The organism is Pseudomonas sp., assembly GCF_035497915.1.
GTDB lineage: Bacteria > Pseudomonadota > Gammaproteobacteria > Pseudomonadales > Pseudomonadaceae > Serpens.
This window is the reverse complement of sequence record NZ_DATJCS010000037.1, coordinates 56757-74038: the sequence shown is the minus strand read 5'-3', so window position 1 is coordinate 74038 and position 17282 is coordinate 56757. Positions and strand designations below refer to the sequence as shown.

The 17282-nt window shown below is 67.1% G+C and carries 17 protein-coding genes; 7 read left to right on the top strand and 10 right to left on the bottom strand.

Annotated elements, in window-relative coordinates; genetic code table 11:
• Nucleotides 1-472 precede the first annotated feature (472 nt).
• The 4 genes from pdxH to VL129_RS11575 form a co-directional block, all read right to left on the bottom strand.
• Nucleotides 473-1120 (bottom strand): pyridoxamine 5'-phosphate oxidase, encoded by a 648-nt coding sequence (pdxH, locus tag VL129_RS11590; RefSeq protein ID WP_325412974.1) that lies wholly within the window; start codon nucleotides 1118-1120, stop codon nucleotides 473-475.
• A 53-nt stretch (nucleotides 1121-1173) separates the two neighbouring features.
• Nucleotides 1174-1767: an OmpA family protein gene (locus VL129_RS11585; protein WP_325412973.1), complete on the bottom strand. Its 594-nt coding sequence runs from the start codon at nucleotides 1765-1767 to the stop codon at nucleotides 1174-1176.
• 177 nt (nucleotides 1768-1944) lie between these two features.
• Nucleotides 1945-3093, bottom strand: a complete 1149-nt coding sequence (locus VL129_RS11580; protein WP_325412972.1) for a serine hydrolase domain-containing protein — start codon at nucleotides 3091-3093, stop codon at nucleotides 1945-1947.
• Between the two features lie 395 nt (nucleotides 3094-3488).
• Nucleotides 3489-5780 carry a beta-agarase gene (locus VL129_RS11575; protein ID WP_325412971.1) on the bottom strand — a complete coding sequence of 764 codons (2292 nt, stop codon included), beginning with the start codon at nucleotides 5778-5780 and terminating at the stop codon, nucleotides 3489-3491.
• A gap of 173 nt (nucleotides 5781-5953) precedes the next feature.
• Between VL129_RS11575 and VL129_RS11570 the strand changes: the two genes are divergently transcribed.
• From VL129_RS11570 to VL129_RS11560, 3 genes are all read left to right on the top strand, one after another.
• A complete protein-coding gene (locus tag VL129_RS11570) occupies nucleotides 5954-7336 on the top strand; it encodes an adenylate/guanylate cyclase domain-containing protein (RefSeq protein ID WP_325412976.1) in 1383 nt (460 codons plus the stop codon).
• A gap of 79 nt (nucleotides 7337-7415) precedes the next feature.
• The gene (locus VL129_RS11565; RefSeq protein ID WP_325412970.1) at nucleotides 7416-8705 is read left to right on the top strand and encodes a M18 family aminopeptidase; all 1290 of its coding nucleotides are present in this window, start codon (nucleotides 7416-7418) and stop codon (nucleotides 8703-8705) included.
• Nucleotides 8705-9358, top strand: a complete 654-nt coding sequence (locus tag VL129_RS11560; RefSeq protein ID WP_325412969.1) for an HAD family hydrolase — start codon at nucleotides 8705-8707, stop codon at nucleotides 9356-9358. Before VL129_RS11565 ends, VL129_RS11560 begins: the two co-directional genes overlap by 1 nt.
• Before the next feature lie 50 nt (nucleotides 9359-9408).
• Here VL129_RS11560 and VL129_RS11555 read toward each other — a convergent pair whose 3' ends face one another.
• The 6 genes from VL129_RS11555 to VL129_RS11530 form a co-directional block, all read right to left on the bottom strand.
• On the bottom strand, nucleotides 9409-9771 hold the full coding sequence (locus VL129_RS11555) for a c-type cytochrome (RefSeq protein ID WP_325412968.1): 363 nt from the start codon (nucleotides 9769-9771) through the stop codon (nucleotides 9409-9411).
• A gap of 94 nt (nucleotides 9772-9865) precedes the next feature.
• Nucleotides 9866-10306, bottom strand: a complete 441-nt coding sequence (locus VL129_RS11550) for a c-type cytochrome (RefSeq protein ID WP_325412967.1) — start codon at nucleotides 10304-10306, stop codon at nucleotides 9866-9868.
• Nucleotides 10299-10850 (bottom strand): methylamine dehydrogenase light chain, encoded by a 552-nt coding sequence (locus tag VL129_RS11545; protein WP_325412966.1) that lies wholly within the window; start codon nucleotides 10848-10850, stop codon nucleotides 10299-10301. Before VL129_RS11545 ends, VL129_RS11550 begins: the two co-directional genes overlap by 8 nt.
• Nucleotides 10851-10871: 21 nt before the next feature.
• On the bottom strand, nucleotides 10872-11462 hold the full coding sequence (gene mauD / locus VL129_RS11540) for a methylamine dehydrogenase accessory protein MauD (protein WP_325412965.1): 591 nt from the start codon (nucleotides 11460-11462) through the stop codon (nucleotides 10872-10874).
• A gap of 15 nt (nucleotides 11463-11477) precedes the next feature.
• Nucleotides 11478-12035: a MauE/DoxX family redox-associated membrane protein gene (locus VL129_RS11535; RefSeq protein ID WP_325412964.1), complete on the bottom strand. Its 558-nt coding sequence runs from the start codon at nucleotides 12033-12035 to the stop codon at nucleotides 11478-11480.
• Nucleotides 12036-12040: 5 nt separating this feature from the next.
• The gene (locus VL129_RS11530) at nucleotides 12041-13156 is read right to left on the bottom strand and encodes an amine dehydrogenase large subunit (protein ID WP_325412963.1); all 1116 of its coding nucleotides are present in this window, start codon (nucleotides 13154-13156) and stop codon (nucleotides 12041-12043) included.
• A gap of 340 nt (nucleotides 13157-13496) precedes the next feature.
• Between VL129_RS11530 and VL129_RS11525 the strand changes: the two genes are divergently transcribed.
• Genes VL129_RS11525 through VL129_RS11510 form a run of 4 tightly spaced genes read left to right on the top strand, consistent with a single transcriptional unit; the run spans nucleotide 13497 to nucleotide 17192 of the window.
• Nucleotides 13497-14549, top strand: coding sequence for an ABC transporter substrate-binding protein (locus VL129_RS11525; RefSeq protein ID WP_325412962.1), 1053 nt, complete (start codon nucleotides 13497-13499; stop codon nucleotides 14547-14549).
• A 12-nt stretch (nucleotides 14550-14561) separates the two neighbouring features.
• Nucleotides 14562-15434 carry an ABC transporter permease gene (locus tag VL129_RS11520; RefSeq protein ID WP_325412961.1) on the top strand — a complete coding sequence of 291 codons (873 nt, stop codon included), beginning with the start codon at nucleotides 14562-14564 and terminating at the stop codon, nucleotides 15432-15434.
• Nucleotides 15421-16206, top strand: coding sequence for an ABC transporter permease (locus VL129_RS11515; RefSeq protein WP_325412960.1), 786 nt, complete (start codon nucleotides 15421-15423; stop codon nucleotides 16204-16206). Before VL129_RS11520 ends, VL129_RS11515 begins: the two co-directional genes overlap by 14 nt.
• Complete coding sequence (locus VL129_RS11510) at nucleotides 16203-17192, top strand: ABC transporter ATP-binding protein (protein WP_325412959.1); 990 nt, start codon at nucleotides 16203-16205, stop codon at nucleotides 17190-17192. Before VL129_RS11515 ends, VL129_RS11510 begins: the two co-directional genes overlap by 4 nt.
• Nucleotides 17193-17282: the final 90 nt, after the last annotated feature.

The window sequence follows — 17282 nt, the reverse complement described above, 5'->3', positions numbered from 1 at the left end:
TTGGGGTCGGCTGGCGCCGACCTTGGCCGGGGTAAACCCGGCCCTACAACCGGAGCATCTTTGGGGTCGGCTGACGCCGACCTTGGCCGGGGTAAACCCGGCCCTACAACCGGTGCATCTTCGGAGTCGGCTGGCGCCGACCTTGGCCGGGGTAAACCCGGCCCTACAACCGGTGCACCTTTGGGATCGGCTGACGCCGACCTTGGCCGGGTAAACCCGGCCCTACAACCGGTGCACCTTTTGGGGTCGGCTGGCGCCGACCTTGGCCGGGGTAAACCCGGCCCTACAACCGGTGCACCTTTGGGGTCGGCTGGCGCCGACCTTGGCCGGGATGAACCCGGCCCTACCAATAGCGTCGCGCCCTGTAGGGCCGGCTTTACGCCGGCCGACGGGGCATCGGCCATGCGCCCAGAGATGCAGAGTGGACACACCAAGGCACTGGACTGGCGGCCAGGACAGCGAGCCCTGCGCGTCACGGCGCCAGGCGTTCGCGCACCCAGGCGTCGCCGACACGACGGTAGTTCAAACGATCGTGCAGCCGGCTGGCCCGCCCCTGCCAGAACTCGATGCGCTCGGGCAGCAGGCGATAGCCGCCCCAGTGTTCCGGGCAATGCGGTTCCTGCTCGCGGAAGCGTTCTTCGGTATCGCGCAACAGCTGTTCCAGCTCATGACGGCCCTCGATCACCCGGCTCTGCGGCGAGGCCCAGGCGCCGAGACGGCTGCCCAGCGGACGCACACGGTAGTAGGCGTCGGACTCCTCGACGCTGACCCGTTCGATGCGTCCTTCGATGCGCACCTGGCGTTCCAGGCTCGGCCAGAAGAAGGTCATGGCCGCGAAGGGGTTGGCCTTGAGCTGCTCGCCCTTGGCGCTGTCGTAATTGGAGAAGAAGGTGAAGCCCCGTTCGTCGAGGCCCTTGAGCAGCAGCACCCGGCAATGCGGGCGGCCGTCGGCATCCACGGTGGCCAGGGTCATGGCGTTGGGCTCGACCGGCAGGTGCTCGGTTTCGACGGCCTGGCTGAACCAGGTGTGGAACAGCGCCAGCGGTTCGGCCGGCGCCTGTTCTTCGGTGAGACCGTCGCGAATGTACTCGCGACGCATATCGGCAAGGCTGGGGGGCATGGTCGTCTCCGGAAGGAAGGAACGGAACGCCCCCAGCTTAACCGAGCAGCCCCTTACTTGGCTGCCAGCTTGGTGGCGCTGGCGCGATAGTCGCCGGCCAGGGCGGTCAGGGCCTTCTGCTGGGTCACGAGAATTTCCACGCGACGGTTGCTGGCACGGCCTGCGGCGCTATCGTTGCTGGCCACCGGCTGGACACCGCCCAGGCCGAGCGCCTGCAGGCGGTCATGCTTGAGGCCGCTGAGGCGGAAGATCGAGGCCACGGCACGGGCGCGGGACTGGCTCAGCTTGGCGGCCGCCTCGTTGTTCAGGGTGTTGTCCAGATGACCGAGGATCAGCACGCCGGCTTCGGCATCGCCGCTCACCTGCTTGGCCACGGTGGTGATGGGCTTGAGGCTGGCCGGCAGCAGCATGTCCGGGCGGTCGGCGTTGAAGGTGGCGTCGGCCGGGGCGGTCACCACCAGTGCGTTGTCGGTACGGCTGAGGGTAAAGCTGCTGCCCGCCATGGCGGTGCGCAGGGCGGCTTCCTGGCTGTCCAGCCAGGCTTGCGAGACGTTGGGACCGGTGCTGCCGCCGTTGCCGGTGGAGCTGCAGCCAGCCACTGCCATGCAGAACATCAGAGTCGCGGAGTGGATCAGTTTGATAGTCATGGACGGTTGCCCTAGCACATAAGTTGATAACAGCAGTCGGTTTCAGACCGCCCGTTCATTTGGCATGCCAGTGGCATTTTGCCGTCAAGCGAGGAATACGCAAGATATTGGCGCCAGCCAGCTGACAGACGGTAAGCCTTTGAAAGACTGCGTAAATCACTCGCCTTTTCAGCCCGCTTAGGCCAGACAGGCGGCGACCACCCGGGCCAACCGCTGCGCACGCGGATCCATCAGCACATAGGGCCCCAATGTATTTGTCACGAAACCGAAGCTAAGTTCCCGCTGCGGATCGGCGCAGCCGACGGAGCCGCCGGCGCCCGGATGGCCGAAGGTGCCGGGGCCGAGGCCGTAGGTGGCGTTGGCCACGCCCGGCTGGTCGAGCATGCAGCCGAGCCCGAAGCGCGTGGAGGTCAGCAGCGTGCGATCTTCGCCCCGGCAGTGCTCGCGGGTCAGCTCGGCGAGCAGCTCCGGCTCGAGCAGTCGCCCCTCCAGCAGCCCGGTGTAGAAGCCGGCCAGCGAGCGGGCATTGCCGTGGCCGTTGGCCGCCGGCTGCTGCATGCGCCGCCATTCCGGCCGATTGGTGCTGGTCAGCACCGAAGGGGGATTGGTGAAGGCACGGGTGGTCAGCGACTGGGGCTCGCGCATGATGGTGCGCAGCAGGCGCTGGGCGGCTTCGTCGCCGACCGGGCCCTTGCCCCGAGCGATATGGGCCACGCGGTGGAATTCGGCGTCGTCCAGACCGATATGAAAATCCAGCCCCAGCGGCCGGGCGGTGCGCGCCACGATCACCTCGCCCGGCTCACGGCCTTCGACGCGGCGCAGCAGCTCGCCGATCAGCCAGCCGAAGGTGATCGGCGCATAACCGTGGGCGGTGCCCGGCGTCCACCAGGGTTCCTCGGCGGCCAGCGCCGCGCACATGGCCGCCCAGTCGTACAGCGCCTCACCCGGCAGGCTGGCGCGGATGGCCGGCAAGCCGGCCTGGTGGCAGAGCAGTTGGCGCACCGTGATGCGTTCCTTGCCGGCGGCGGCGAATTCCGGCCAGTAGCGGGCCACCGGGGCGTCCAGCTCGAGCTTGCCCTCGCCGACCAGTTGCAGGGTGGCGACGGCGGCAAAGGTCTTGGTGCAGGAGAACAGGTTGAGCAGGGTGTCTTCCTGCCACATTTCCTGGCCGTCCTTGTCCGCGGGGCCGGCCCACAGGTCCACGACCGTCTCGCCGGCGACCTGCACGCAGAGCGCGGCGCCCCGCTCGCCGGGGTTGTCGAACAGCGCGGCGAACGCCTCGCGGACCGCCTCGAAACGCAGGTCGTAATAGCCTTGGATCTGCACGCGCGCACTCCCGGGTGTCGGTTGGAAGGCCGGTATTGTCGGCGCGGCGCGGCGCATGCGGCAAGCGTGGAACCTTGCGGGGCCGGCTGGCGCCGGCCTTGGCCGGGGTAAACCCGGCCCTACAGTTCGGGTCAGCCCGGGCCTCCGGGGAGTCTGGCTTCATGTAGGGCCGGCTTTACGCCGGCCGACGGGGCACAGGCCGTGCACCTGGGGGCCGGCTGGCGCCAGCCTTTGGCCGGGGTAAACCCGGCCCCACAGTTCTGGTCAGCCCGGGCCTTCCGGGGGGCTGGCTTTTCCTTGTGGGGCCGGCTTTACGCCGGCCGATGGGGCACAGGCCGTGCACCTGGGGGCTGGCCGGGGTAAACCCGGCCCTACAGGTTTTGGGGTCACCGTGGTCAGGGCGCCGGGGCCGGCGGCAGCCAGCGGCGCAGCAGGCGCAGGTTGGCGCGGCGCACCGCGTCGACGAAGCCGTCGAACGGCACGTCGGTGATGGCCACCAGGCCGACATGGCCGTTCTCGCCGTCCAGCAGACGCCCGGTCACCGGCTGGTCCAGGTACTGGAACCAGTGCAGGCCGACGATCATCGGCTCCTGCAGGGCGCGTTCGAGGAAGTGCGCATAGGCGGCGCCGCGCGCGTTTTCGCCGGGCACTTCCAGCGGTCCCGGCCAGAACGGTCCGCGATCCCGCGAGCCGAACGAGAACTCGCTGATCAGTACCGGCTTGTCCAGCGCGCGCAGGGCGGCGAAATCCTGGCCCTGCTGGGGGGCACGCGTGTAGGTGTTGACGCTGAGCACATCGCAAAACTGCGCGCAGGCGGCCAGCACCTCCGGCGTGACGCTGGAGAAGCGTCCGCCCAGCAGCAGGTGGTTCGGCGCATGCCAGGCCAGCGCGTCGGCCAGGGTGCGGAAGTAGGTGTCGGCGTACAGGCGCAAAAAGCGCTGCAGGTCCTCTTCGATGGCCGGGTGCGCCGGGTCGGGCAGCGGCGCCTCGAAGCCGGGGTCTTCCATCAGTTCCCAGGCCGGCAGTTCGATGCCCCAGGCCGTCGCCAGCCCCTGCTGGTTGCGGTAGCGGTCGCGCAGCTGCTTGAGGAACGCGCGCTTGGCCGGCACGTCGGTGGTCTGGCGCAGCGTGTTGTAGGCCAGCGCGTAGCGCGCCTGCGGCGTGTCGCCCGGCGCCGCCCAGGCCAGTTCGTTGTCGGCGAAATAGCCGATCAGCCAGGGATCCTCGCGCCGGCCCCGGGCGGCGATGGCCACCGTGCGCTCGGCGGCCATGGCGAAGCGCGGGTCGAACGGATCGGGCATGGCGCCCCACCAGTCGTGACCGGTGGGAATGCTGGCATAGTCGCCGGCAATGGACAGCGGTAGTACGTAGGGCAGGCGCTGGGTTTCATGCAGCTCCGCGTCGCTCCAGCTGCCCAGGGTATTGAAACCCCAGGCCTGCAGCCGCGCCAGGGTCTGTTCGGGCCACTGCGCGTTCAGGGCCTGGGTGCGCAGCACCAGGCAGGCGGTCTCGTCGCGGTGTTCGGCGTCGGGCAGCGGTTCCTGGCCGGGCTTGCGCACCCGGCAGGGCGCGCAGGGTTCGTGGCGCTCGCAGGCCGCCTCGGCCTGGGCGCGATAGCGGTTGGCGCTGTAGAAGTCGAACCAGCGGCCATGGGCATACTCACGATCCCGAGTGGCGCCCACATCGCTGCGGCTGTCGCCCTGACCGTAGAACAACGCAAGGGTATCCTGCGGCGCCGGCAGCGCCTGGAACATCACCTCGCGACCCTGCACGTAGGTCTGGCTGTGCTGGCGGGTCACCGCGTTGACACCCAGCGAATAGAACGGATGACCGTCCGGCGTCACCAGATACCAGCGCTGCGCGCGCTTCTCGGTGCGAAAGAAGCCGCTGGCCTCGAAGCGCTCCCCGCCACGCAGGCCGCCAAAGCGGTCCCGTTCGGGCAACTGGCGGTTCCAGCTCTCCAGCGCCGCCGTGGCGTTGCCCAGCAGGCGGCGCAGCTGGCTGTCGCGGGTGACCTTGTCGCCCCAGTCGCGGCGGGTGAACTGGCCGTAGCCATCGACCAGTCCCTGGTAGGCGCCGGTCAGCTCGTCGCTGCCGCTGACGCCGAACTGGCCGAGCAGGATGTGCTGTGGCACGTCCGGATCGCGCAGGTAGAGCTTGACCGCGCGCACCCGGTCGAGGGCGATGCCGCCTTCCACCCGGGTGGCCACCAGCAGACGCCGGCCGCCCTGGCTCCAGGGCATCGGCGGGCCGGCACGCATGCCCCAGGCCCGCGGAGTGGTGGCCTGCAGGGGCATGGCGAGGGTCTGCACCGGCCCGACGGGCAGGTCGATGCGGGCCTCCAGTGCCTGGTCATCGCCGCTTTCGATGCGCACGTACAGGGTCAGATCCCACTCCATGGCATTGCGCAGGCGCAGGGTCATGCTGCGCTGACCGGTCCAGTCCCACGCGCCTTCCTGCGGTTCGAGCAGCAGCGTGGGCCGCGCAGCGGCATTGAAGCTCAGGCGCCGCAGGATGGCGCCTTCGGGCGTCGTCTCGGCCGTCAGTTCCGGGAACCAGGCATCCTCGGTGGCCACCTGCACCACATCCAGCGGGCGCACGAAGCTGAACAGGGTCTGTTCGTCCGCGCGCGACGGCGCGACCAGGCAACCGCTCACCAGCATCAGCATCCAGCACCAGCGCCGCATGTTCCGTTCTCCCGCCCTGTCCGGGCCAATAGACCACGGCGGACGGCAAGGGTGCGCTGGGCAGGCGAAACGATGCAGGACCGACCATTCCCGGCTTGGCCCATCCTCCCCCGCTTGGTTATGATCCCGACCCTGACTCGCCGCAGTAGCGTACACAGGGAATTGTCGTGCCTATCAAGTCCGCCGCCGTGTCCGGTTCCCGGGGAAACCTCCTCCCGCTTCGCGATTACTACACCCGCGTGCTCGCCTACCTCACGGTGGCAGCCACCGTGGTGGTGGGCACCTACGTGCAGCACTGTCCGCAGGAAATCCTCTGGATGGTGCCCTACGCCCTGCTCTACCCGCAGCTGGCCCATCTGCTGAGTCGCCCCGTGCACCGACGCCATCCGCAGCGCACCGACCAGGTCTTGCTGCTGCTGGATGCCTTCAATGTCGGGGGCGCCCTGGTGCTGCTCGGCCTGTCGATCATTCCCACCCTGATGATCCTGCTGATCCTCGGCTTCAGCGCCATGATCGGCGGCGGCGTGCGCTCGTTCGTCCTGACCCTGGTGGTGGCCGGCCTGACCGCCCTGGTCTATGGCTATCACCAACCGCCGACCCTTCAACTGGAAACCCCGCCGCCGGTGGTGCTGGTGAGCATCCTGGCCAGCAGTCTGTACATCTGCATCAACGCCTATTTCGTGCACCAGCAGAGTCTCAAGCTCTACCAGGCGCGTCGCGAGATCCAGCGCGAACAGGAGAACGCCGCGCATCTGGCGCGCAGCCTGTCCAAGTACCTGTCGCCGCAGATCTGGGAATCCATCTTCAGCGGCCGCAAGAGCGTGTGCCTGGAAACCCAGCGCAAGAAGCTCACGGTGTTCTTCTCGGACATCAAGGGCTTCACCGAACTCTCCGAGGAACTGGAAGCCGAGCAGCTCACCGACCTGCTCAACACCTACCTCAACGACATGTCGAAGATCGCCCTGAAGTACGGCGGCACCATCGACAAGTTCGTCGGCGACTGCGTGATGGTGTTCTTCGGCGACCCGACCACCGAAGGCGCCCGCAAGGACGCCGTGGCGGCGGTATCCATGGCCATCGCCATGCGCAAGCACATGAAGGTGCTGCGCCAGCAGTGGCGCGCCCAGGGCATTACCAAGCCGCTGGAAATCCGCATGGGCCTGAACACCGGCTACTGCACGGTGGGCAACTTCGGCGCGGAAACGCGCATGGACTACACCATCATCGGCCGCGAGGTGAACCTGGCCAGCCGCCTGGAGAACGCGGCGGAGATCGGCGAGATCCTCATTTCCCACGAGACCTACTCGCTGGTGAAGGATGTGATCATGTGCCGCGACAAGGGGCAGATCACCGTCAAGGGCTTCGCCCGGCCGATCCACATCTACCAGGTGATCGATTTCCGCCGCGACCTGGGCGCCTCGCCCAGCTTCATCGAGCACGAACTGCCCGGCTTCTCCATGTACCTGGACACCAACAGCCTGCAGCAGCTCGACAAAGAACTGGTGATCGAGGCGCTGCACGAGGCGGCGAACAAACTGCGCGACAAGATCATCTGAGGCGGGCAGCCCTGCACCGGCCCGCCCTCAGCCACGGCCAAATCCGATACACTGCCGCCACTGTTGTTCGGAGTCCGTCATGCGTGCTGAGCTCACCCAAGGTCTGATCGATTTCCTCAAGGCTTCCCCCACCCCCTTCCACGCCACCGCCACCCTCGCCCAGCGGCTCGACGCCGCCGGCTACCTGGCGCTGGACGAGCGCCAGGCCTGGCGCTGCGAACCGGGCGGCCGCTATTACGTGATCCGCAACGATTCCTCGCTGATCGCCTTCAAGCTTGGCCGCAACGCGCCGCTGGAAAGCGGCCTGCGCCTGGTCGGCGCGCACACCGACAGCCCATGTCTGCGCGTCAAGCCGCAGCCCGAGCTGCAGCGCCACGGCTTCCTGCAGCTGGGCGTGGAACTCTACGGCGGGGCGCTGCTGGCGCCCTGGTTCGACCGCGACCTGTCGCTGGCCGGCCGCGTGACCTTCCGCCGTGACGGCCGGGTGGAAAGCCAGCTGATCGACTTTCAGGCGCCCATCGCGGTCATCCCCAACCTGGCCATCCACCTCAATCGCGAGGCCAACCAGGGTTGGGCGATCAATGCGCAGAACGAACTGCCGCCGATCCTCGCCCAGATCGCCGGTGCCGAGCCCTACGATTTCCGCGCCCTGCTGGCCGATCAGCTGAGCCGCGAGCACGAGCTGACCGCCGACATCATCCTCGACTTCGAGCTCAGCCTGTACGACACCCAGCCCGCCGCCGTGGTCGGTCTGCATGGCGACTTCATCGCCGGCGCGCGCCTGGACAACCTGCTGTCCTGCTACGCCGGGCTGCAGGCGCTGCTGGCCGCCGACGACGAACAGAGCTGTGTGCTGGTGTGCACCGACCATGAAGAGGTGGGCTCCACCTCCTGCTGCGGCGCCGACGGCCCGTTCCTGGAACAGACGCTGCAGCGCGCCTTCGCGGCCGGCGAGGAGCTGGTGCGCATCACCCAGCGCTCGCTGCTGATCTCCGCCGACAACGCCCACGGCCTGCACCCGAACTACCCGGACAAGCACGACGGCAACCACGGGCCGAAGCTCAACGCCGGCCCGGTGATCAAGGTGAACAGCAACCAGCGCTATGCCACCAGCAGCGAAACCGCCGGCTTCTTCCGCCACCTGTGCCTGGAGAACGAAGTGCCGATGCAGAGCTTCGTGACCCGCAGCGACATGGGTTGCGGCTCGACCATCGGCCCGATCACCGCCAGCCGCCTGGGCGTGCCGACGGTGGACATCGGCCTGCCGACCTTCGCCATGCACTCGATCCGCGAGCTGGCCGGCAGCCAGGATCTGGAGCATCTGGTCAAGGTGCTGACCGCCTTCTACAACAGCGCCGAGCTGGCCTGATGGCGCTGGCCATCTTCGATCTGGACGAAACCCTGATCGCCGGCAACAGCCCCAGCCTCTGGGGCCGTTACCTGGGCGCGCAGGGCTGGCTGGATCTGGAGCAGTTCGTGCCGCGCGAACAGGCCATGGTGCGCCTGTACGCGGAGCGCCAGCTGACGCTGGAGGACTACCTGGCCTTCACCCTGCAACCGCTGGCCGGTCGCACGCCGGCCGAGTGCCGGGCGCTGGCTGACCGTTTCTCGGCCGAGGTGATTGCGCCGCTGTTCTATACCCAGGCGTTGCAGTGCCTGGAGCGCCATCGCGCGGCCGGCGACGCGATTCTGGTGATCTCCGCCACGCAGCGCTTTCTGGTGGAGTCCATCTGCGCACAACTGGATATCGAGCACGCGCTGGGCACGGACATGGAGGTGGTGGAGGGTCGCTACACCGGCCGGACCCAGGGCATCCTCACCTACCGGGAAGGCAAGATCGCAGCGCTGCAACAGTGGCGGGCCCGCTGCGGTGTACCCGCCGGTGACAGCCACTTCTATTCGGATTCGCAGAACGATTTGCCGCTGCTCTGCGCGGTGGAGCATCCCCACGCGGTGAACCCCGACCCCACCCTGCGCGCCCATGCCGAGGCGCAGGGCTGGGACATTCTCGACTGGCGCTGAGTTCGTAGGGTGGTCACGCTACGCGTTGGCCACCATGGCGGCCACGAGCCTCAGGGCCACGGATAGTCCGGAACCCCGTAGCCCGCCGCATGCAGCTCTTCCGTGACCTGCCGGCGCAGCACCACCACATCCTCCACCGGCTTGGCTCGCAGCACCGTCACTTCCTCTGCCGTGAACAGCTTGCGCGCACCGGGCTCGCCCCAGCGCTCGCCCACATAGTTCATCACCGCCGCGATCTCGCGATCCGTGAGACTGGCGCCGTTGACCCCCGGCACGTGCATCAGATACAGACGGCTGTTCTCGGTCGAGAAGAAGCCATCGACGAATCCCGGAAACGGCGGGATACCACCCGCTGGAACCCCCGTGCCGTCCTGCCCATGGCACCCGGCGCAGCGCAACTGATAGTTGACCACTGCCGAGTACTCCTGGGCCGACAGCACGGGGGCAGCCAGTGATAGCCCCATCGCTATCACCCACGACTGCCACCGTTGCATATCGCTACCTCGCTTACAGATTCTGCGGCCGCAGGGCACGCAGTTGCGCATGGGTCTGAGCCGGACTGCGCGCCTGCTCCACGTCCGCCGCCGTCACCGTCGCCTTCACCCCATTGAGGTTCAGCAGATAACTGGCCACCTGCGCCAGCTCGTCGCTGGGCAGGTTGCTTTGCGGCGGCATCACCAGGCCGATGTACAGCTGACCCTGGGCGGAGAGCTTGCCGCTCATGCCAGAGGCCATCACGCCGGTGAGGTAGTGCGGAGCCTGCTCGCCGAGACCCTGCCACAGGGCGGGATGCACCAGTGGCGGAGCCAGTCCGGGGATGCCTTCGGCACTGGCGCCATGACAGCTGGCGCAGTGCTTCTGGAACAACGCTTCACTGGCCTGGGCGGTACCGCCCAGGGCCAGCAGCAGGGCGCAAAGCGCCCCGCCCTTTACAGCCCGATCACGCATCGGCCAGCCCCACCACCACCGACACGGTGCAGTGGTAGCCCTTGTTGGTATTGGCCATGCACCAGTTGATGTCGTTGTGCAGACCCATGCGGTAGCCGGGACGCTCGCGCTCGCTGCGGAAGCAGAAGGTGGAGCTGGCCACCGAAGCCTTGCCGCAGCAGTCGTTGTAGGAGACCAGGTAGTCCTTGCCGTCGTTGGGGTTACGGCAGGTACCGACCCAGGCGACCTTGGAGGCCTCGCTGCCGGGCGGGCAGGAGGTCAGGGTGCCGCCGGAGGTGCTGCACAGGTTGCCGTCCAGGGCACAGTGGCGCCAGTACTCGCAGCTGAACTCGTCGTTGACGTCGCCACCGGCGCCGGTGGCGGCCATCGCCAGGCCGCCCAGGGAGCGGTCGAACGGCAGCAGCGGCATGGCCATGGTGCCGGCCAGCGCCATGCCGGCCTTGGCCAGGAAAGAGCGGCGACCGGTTTGCATGGCCGTCTTGCGCGCGCCGGCTTCGGCGGTCTTGTCGATGACGGTGAACAGGCGATCAAAGAGTTTGGACATGATTGATGACTCCACGGGGGATCAGGAATGTGCGGTACGGCTGGCGAAGTCCTGGATCGACGCGTAACCGGTTTCGGCGGCGTTGAAGAGGCTTTCCAGCTGTTCGCGGGTGTTGACCAGGCCCTTGGCCTTGACCACACCTTCGCCGTCGAGCAGCACCGCGAAGGGCAGGCGCGCCACGCGGTAGGTCACCCCCAGCTGCTCGGAAATCACGTACGGGAACTGCTCCAGTTCGGCGCTGGCGATGAAGGTGCGGTGACGCGCCTCCTCGCCATCGCTGGCCAGTACCACGTCCAGCCAGGTTTCGCTCTGGTGGATGGACTTGAGCACCGGCAGCAGCTTCTTGCAGATCGGGCAGGTCGGCGACAGGAAGAAGATCAGCGTGTGTTTCGGGGAAACCGCACCGATCTGGATCAGGCCGCCGGTCAGGCTCGGCAGGTTGAAGGCGGGGGACACCTCGCCCAGCTTCGGCCCGCTGTCATTGACCATGGCGCCGACGGGAGAGATACGTTCGAACAGGATGCCGATCTGGCGGGCCAGGGCGAAGACCATGACGATCAGTGCCAGGACCAGCACAGTGAGCACACATACGGCGAAGATAAGTAAGGACATGGGACGGCTTCTTCTTCAGTTCGATTGGGAAAGCGAGTTGGCCTTGCGTGCCAACAGCAGGGGGCCCGGGTTGGCCATCACCTGTTCGGCGATGACGTACAGGCTGAAGGCCAACGCGCCTGCCAGCAGCGCAACAGCGGTTTCCAGCACACCGGCGAGCGTGTAGGGGATCGACAGGGCCAGACCGGCCAGCGCCATCAACACCCCGTTGCGCACCACCAGCAGCCAGGACAGCGGCTGCGCCGCCCCGCCGCAGCCACACTCGATGCGAGTGCGACCACGCAGCAGGTTCACAGCGATGCCCAGGGCATAGAGCCCGAGCAGAACCAGCGCGCCCACTGCCCCCCAGGCAGCCAGAGGCGGCCAGACCAGCAGGGCCACGACGGCGAACTCGGCGGCGATCAGCAGGCGGCTGAGCACGCCCAGCAGTCGATCGGGGACCAGGTGATAGTCGGCCACGAAGCCGACGAAGCGCCCGTAGTCACCCGCCTTGTGCCAGGCGGCTCGCATGAACAGCAGCGCCAGGAAGACCACCGCGGCCAGGGCTGCCAGATGAAGGACAGAGGCATTCATGGCACTTACTCGCTGGTGACTGCGAACACGGTCCACTCACCCACGCCTTCCAGGGTATGGGTCGGCTTGGCGGCGAAGCGGGCCTGCGGATCGATCGCGTAGCGGATCAGCTCACTCTCCTCGTTCAGGCCGAACAGCACCGGCTGCTTGCCGCTGGTGACGGCGATGGAGGCGAGGTGCGGAACCACCGAGCGGTACAGGACCTGCTTGCGCTTGAGGTCGAAGGCCCACAGCTCCTCGGCACCGTTCTTGTGGGTGCCCTCCTCCGCACCGGAGTGCATGGTCAGGAACATCACGTTGTGGGCCGCGTTGTAGGCGGACACATCGACGCCACCCGGCGCCCAGTCGCCGTCGATGCCATCCACCACCGAGATCTTTTCGACCAGCTTCGGCGCCTTGCCGCTGTCAGCGACGCGGTACAGGTTGCCCTTGAAGGACGGGAACACCAGGTCCTTGCCTACGCGCTCGGGCACGATGAACAGGGCGTCGGCATCCGGATCGAAGATCTTGGCGCTGCGCGCCGGGGCGGAGACTTCGCCGTTGGCCTTCACATCGAAGCTCACCAGGGTGCCGTCGCCACACACGGTGGTGAAGCGGCTGCCGGTGGGGGTCGGGAAGATGCCGAAGCAGCCCGGAGTCGGGATCTCGCGGAGGAACTTGCCCGCCTGCAGGTCCACCAGGGTCACCGAGGTGGCCGGCGTGGCGTTCTGCACGAAGGCGAAGCGCTCGTCGCCGGACAGCGCCAGCACGGCGCTGGAAGGCGCTACCTGAGCCATCTTCTCGGGGATGACGACCTCGCGCTTGAGACTCAGGGTGTCGACATCGAACTCCTGCAGCACCGCCTCGGTCTTGCCGTAGGTGATGCGAGTCGCATACGCCGACATGGCGTAGGCGGTCTTGCGATCCTTGCTGTACACCATCTGGCCGGTGATGCCGACGCTCAGGATGCCCTTGTGCTCAAGGTCATCGGCCGACAGCACGTTGATGCGGCTGGCTCCCTTCCAGCTCTGATCCAGAACGAAGACATTCGTCCCCGGCTTGATGGCCTTCTCGACCGTCAGCACTTCCGGAACGAAGGTTTCCGATGCCTGAGCGATGCCGATCGTCAGCACACTCAGCATTGCACCTAGCGTAATACCCAAGGCTTGCATGATGTTCTCCACTTCTAGGAATAGGCGCGGCCAATATTTCGAACACCGCGCCGAACACCCAAAGCAGCAAGCGTGCCACCTGTAAAAACAATGATTTAGCTGGGAAAACGCGACATTCTGACGCTTCGCCAGCTCTTTAATAGCTCACTAACAGTTTTCCGCGCACCGAATTGGTGCGCTCCTGCCGCAGCCGGCTGGGCTACGCTCTGCCAACGCCGGCACGCTTGCGCACAGCTGTCATCGGCCAGTCATCCAGGGCCGCCACAGTGCTGGAACCGCCTCAAGGACTCACCCTGCAAGGAGCTGCACGATGAAACGACTGCTATGGGTTTCACTGATGGGCGCGGCCATGGCCGTGGGCAACCCGGCTGGCGCACAGGACCTGGCGCAACTGGAACAGGCCGCTCGCGCCGAAGGGCGCGTGGACAGCGTGGGCATGCCGGACAGCTGGGCCAACTGGAAGGACACCTGGGCCGACCTCAAGCGCCTGTATGGCCTGGAACACAGCGACACCGACATGAGTTCGGCCCAGGAAATCGCCAAGTTCGCCGCCGAGAAGAACAACGCCACCGCCGACATCGGCGACGTGGGCGCGGCGTTCGGGCCCATCGCGGTGCAGCAGGGCGTCACCCAGCCCTACAAGCCGAGTACCTGGAATCAGATTCCCGAGTGGGCCAAGGATGCGGACGGCCACTGGATGCTGGCCTACACCGGCTCCATCGCCTTCATCGTCAACACCCAACTGGTCAAGGACGTGCCCCGCTCCTGGGCCGAACTGAAGAACGGTCGCTACAAGGTGGCCATCGGCGACGTCAGCTCCGCCGCCCAGGCGGTGAACGGCGTACTGGCCGCGGCCATCGCCAACGGCGGCGACGAGAAGAACCTTCAGCCGGGGCTGGATTTCTTCGCCGACATTGCCCGCCAGGGCCGCCTGTCGCTGGCCAACCCGACCATCCAGACCCTGGAAAAGGGCGAGGTGGAAGTCGGCGTAGTCTGGGACTTCAACGGTCTGGGCTATCGCGAGCAGATCGACCCCAGCCGCTTCGAAGTGCTGATCCCCTCCGACGGCTCGGTGATCTCCGGCTACAGCACCCTCATCAACAAATATGCAAAACACCCCAACGCCGCCAAGCTGGCCCGGGAATACATCCTTTCCGACGCCGGGCAGATCAACCTGGCCAAGGGCAACGCCCGGCCCATCCGTGCCGAGCACCTGACCCTGCCGGCCGACGTCCAGGCCAGGCTGCTGCCCAACGAGCAGTACGCCAAGGTCCGGCCGATCGAGGATGCCGCCGCCTGGGAGAAATCCGCCAAGGCGCTGCCGCAGCTCTGGCAGGAGCACGTGATCATCGAGATGCGCTAGCACGGCCAGCCCATGACGGCCCCTGCACGCCGCGCGCCGCCGCTGACCGCCGCCCGTCGCGGCCGCTGGCTGGCGGCGCTCTGCCTGCTGCCGTTCGCGCTGGTGTTCTTCGCCTTCCAGATCGCACCGCTGTTCTGGGTAGCGGTCAACAGCGTGCAGACGGCCGAGGGCTGGAGCCTGGCCAACTTCACCCGCATCCTGGAGTCGCGCTTCTACCGGCAGGCGATTAGCCACAGCCTGCAGGTGGCCTTCTGGTCCAGCCTGTTCGGCCTGCTGATCGCCCTGCTCGGCAGCTATTCGCTGCACAAGGTGGACTCGCGGCTGCGCGACTTCGTCAACGCCTTTGCCACCATGACCAGCAACTTCGCCGGCGTGCCGCTGGCCTTCGCCTTCATCATCCTGCTCGGCTTCAACGGCGCGCTGACCCTGCTGCTGCGCCAGATCGGCTGGATCGAGGACTTCAACCTGTATTCCAAGACCGGGCTGATCGTCATCTACACCTACTTCCAGATTCCGCTGGGGGTGCTGCTGCTCTTCCCCGCCTTCGATGCCATCCGCGAAGACTGGCGCGAATCGGCCGCGCTGCTCGGCGCCCCGACCTGGCGCTTCTGGTACCACATCGGCCTGCCGGTGCTGACGCCGGCGCTGGTCGGCACCTTCGTGATCCTGCTGGCCAACGCGCTGGGCGCCTACGCCACCGTGTATGCGCTGACCACCGGCAACTTCAACATCGTGCCGATCCGCATCGCCGCGCTGGTGGCCGGCGACATCAGCCTCGATCCCTGGCTGGCCAGCGCCCTGGCCATGCTGCTGGTCGGGCTGATGGCGCTGATCACCCTGGTGCACCAATGGCTGTTGAGGAGGAGCTACCATGCCGCGCGCTGAAGCGCTCTATCACCGGCTGGTGGTCTGGCTGCTGTTCCTGATCCTGCTGCTGCCGCTGGCCGGCACCCTGCTCTACTCGCTGGCCACCAGCTGGTCGGCGACCATCCTGCCCAGCGGGCTGACCCTCAAGTGGTACTTGGCGCTGTGGAGCGACGCGCGCTTCCTCACCGCCTTCGGTCATTCGCTGCTGGTGTGCTTCGGCGCGCTGCTGCTGTCGGTGCTGCTCATCCTGCCGCTGCTGTTCGTGGTGCATTACCACTTCCCGCGCCTCGATGGCCTGATGAACGTGCTGATCCTGTTGCCCTTCGCCATCCCGCCGGTGGTGTCCTCGGTGGGCCTGCTGCAGGTGTACGGCAGCGGGCCGCTGCCGCTGATCGGCACGCCCTGGATCCTGATCGGCTGCTATTTCACCGTGGCCCTGCCCTTCATGTACCGGGCGATCAGCAACAACCTGCTGTCGCTCAACCTGCGCGACCTGATGGACGCCGCGCGCATCCACGGCGCCAGCACCTGGCAGGCGGCCTTCTGGGTGGTGCTGCCCAACCTGCGCAAGGGGGTGATGGTGGCGCTATTCCTGTCGTTCTCGTTCCTGCTCGGCGAGTTCGTGTTTGCCAACCTGCTGGTAGGCACCCGCTACGAGACCCTGCAGGTGTACCTGAACAACATGCGCAACAGCAGCGGCCACTTCAACAGCGCCCTGGTGATCTCCTACTTCTTCTTCGTGCTGCTGTTCACCTGGGCGGCCAACCGCCTGAACAAGGATCTGCCATGAGCTTTCTGGTCATCGAGGGGCTGCACAAGCGCTATGGCGCCACGCCGGTGTTCAGCGACATCGACTGCAGCATCGCGCAGGGCGAATTCGTCACCCTGCTCGGCCCGTCGGGTTGCGGCAAATCCACCCTGCTGCGCTGCGTGGCCGGCCTGACCGAAGTGAACGGCGGCTCGATTCATCTGGACGGCCAGGACCTGCTGCCGCTGCCACCGCAGAAGCGCGGCATCGGCATGGTGTTCCAGAGCTATGCGCTGTTCCCCAACATGACCGTGGCGCAGAACGTCGCCTTCGGCCTGCGCATGCAGCGGGTAGCGAAAGCGGAAAGCGCCCGGCGCGTCGCCGAGGTGCTGGCCCTGGTGGAACTGGATGCGCTGGCCGACCGCTATCCGCAGCAGCTGTCCGGCGGGCAGAGCCAGCGCGTCGCCCTGGCCCGCTCGCTGGTCACCCGGCCGCGCCTGCTGCTGCTCGATGAGCCGTTGTCGGCGCTGGATGCGCGCATCCGCAAGCACCTGCGCGAGGAAATCCGCCGCATTCAGCGGGAACTGGGCCTGACCACGCTGTTCGTCACCCACGACCAGGAGGAGGCGCTGACCCTGTCGGATCGTATCCTGCTGATGGACGCCGGGCGCATCGTGCAGAACGGCAGCGCCGAGGCGCTGTACACCGAGCCGGCCAACGCCTTCGCCGCCGGCTTCATCGGCCACTACAACTTGCTGGATGCCGAGGCGGCCGGCCGCCTGCTGGGCCGCCCGGTGAGCCAGCGCGTGGCGATCCGCCCCGAGGCCATCCGCCTGGGCAGCGGCAGCCTCAACGGACTGATCCGCAGCCACAGCCTGCTCGGCAATATCATTCGCTACCGCGTCGAGAGCTGCGGCGTGGAGTTATGCGTGGATGTGCTCAACCGCTCGGCCGCGGACCTACTGCCCAGCGGCCGCTCCGTGGCACTGGAGATCGCCCCGGAGGCGGTGCGCGAGCTGGAGGGTTAAGGGCGGCACAGATCCCTGTAGGGCCGGCTTTATGCCGGCCGACGGAGTCGAGGCATTACCGGTGCGGGGCCGGCTGGCGCCGGCCTCTGG

Coding starts and splice junctions, on each gene's coding strand:
- pdxH (WP_325412974.1), bottom strand. CDS start 1,120: ATGCCCCCCAGCCTTGCCGATATGCGTCGCGAGTACATTCGCGACGGT.
- VL129_RS11585 (WP_325412973.1), bottom strand. CDS start 1,767: ATGACTATCAAACTGATCCACTCCGCGACTCTGATGTTCTGCATGGCA.
- VL129_RS11575 (WP_325412971.1), bottom strand. CDS start 5,780: ATGCGGCGCTGGTGCTGGATGCTGATGCTGGTGAGCGGTTGCCTGGTC.
- VL129_RS11565 (WP_325412970.1), top strand. CDS start 7,416: ATGCGTGCTGAGCTCACCCAAGGTCTGATCGATTTCCTCAAGGCTTCC.
- VL129_RS11560 (WP_325412969.1), top strand. CDS start 8,705: ATGGCGCTGGCCATCTTCGATCTGGACGAAACCCTGATCGCCGGCAAC.
- VL129_RS11550 (WP_325412967.1), bottom strand. CDS start 10,306: ATGCGTGATCGGGCTGTAAAGGGCGGGGCGCTTTGCGCCCTGCTGCTG.
- VL129_RS11545 (WP_325412966.1), bottom strand. CDS start 10,850: ATGTCCAAACTCTTTGATCGCCTGTTCACCGTCATCGACAAGACCGCC.
- mauD (WP_325412965.1), bottom strand. CDS start 11,462: ATGTCCTTACTTATCTTCGCCGTATGTGTGCTCACTGTGCTGGTCCTG.
- VL129_RS11535 (WP_325412964.1), bottom strand. CDS start 12,035: ATGAATGCCTCTGTCCTTCATCTGGCAGCCCTGGCCGCGGTGGTCTTC.
- VL129_RS11530 (WP_325412963.1), bottom strand. CDS start 13,156: ATGCTGAGTGTGCTGACGATCGGCATCGCTCAGGCATCGGAAACCTTC.
- VL129_RS11525 (WP_325412962.1), top strand. CDS start 13,497: ATGAAACGACTGCTATGGGTTTCACTGATGGGCGCGGCCATGGCCGTG.
- VL129_RS11520 (WP_325412961.1), top strand. CDS start 14,562: ATGACGGCCCCTGCACGCCGCGCGCCGCCGCTGACCGCCGCCCGTCGC.
- VL129_RS11515 (WP_325412960.1), top strand. CDS start 15,421: ATGCCGCGCGCTGAAGCGCTCTATCACCGGCTGGTGGTCTGGCTGCTG.
- VL129_RS11510 (WP_325412959.1), top strand. CDS start 16,203: ATGAGCTTTCTGGTCATCGAGGGGCTGCACAAGCGCTATGGCGCCACG.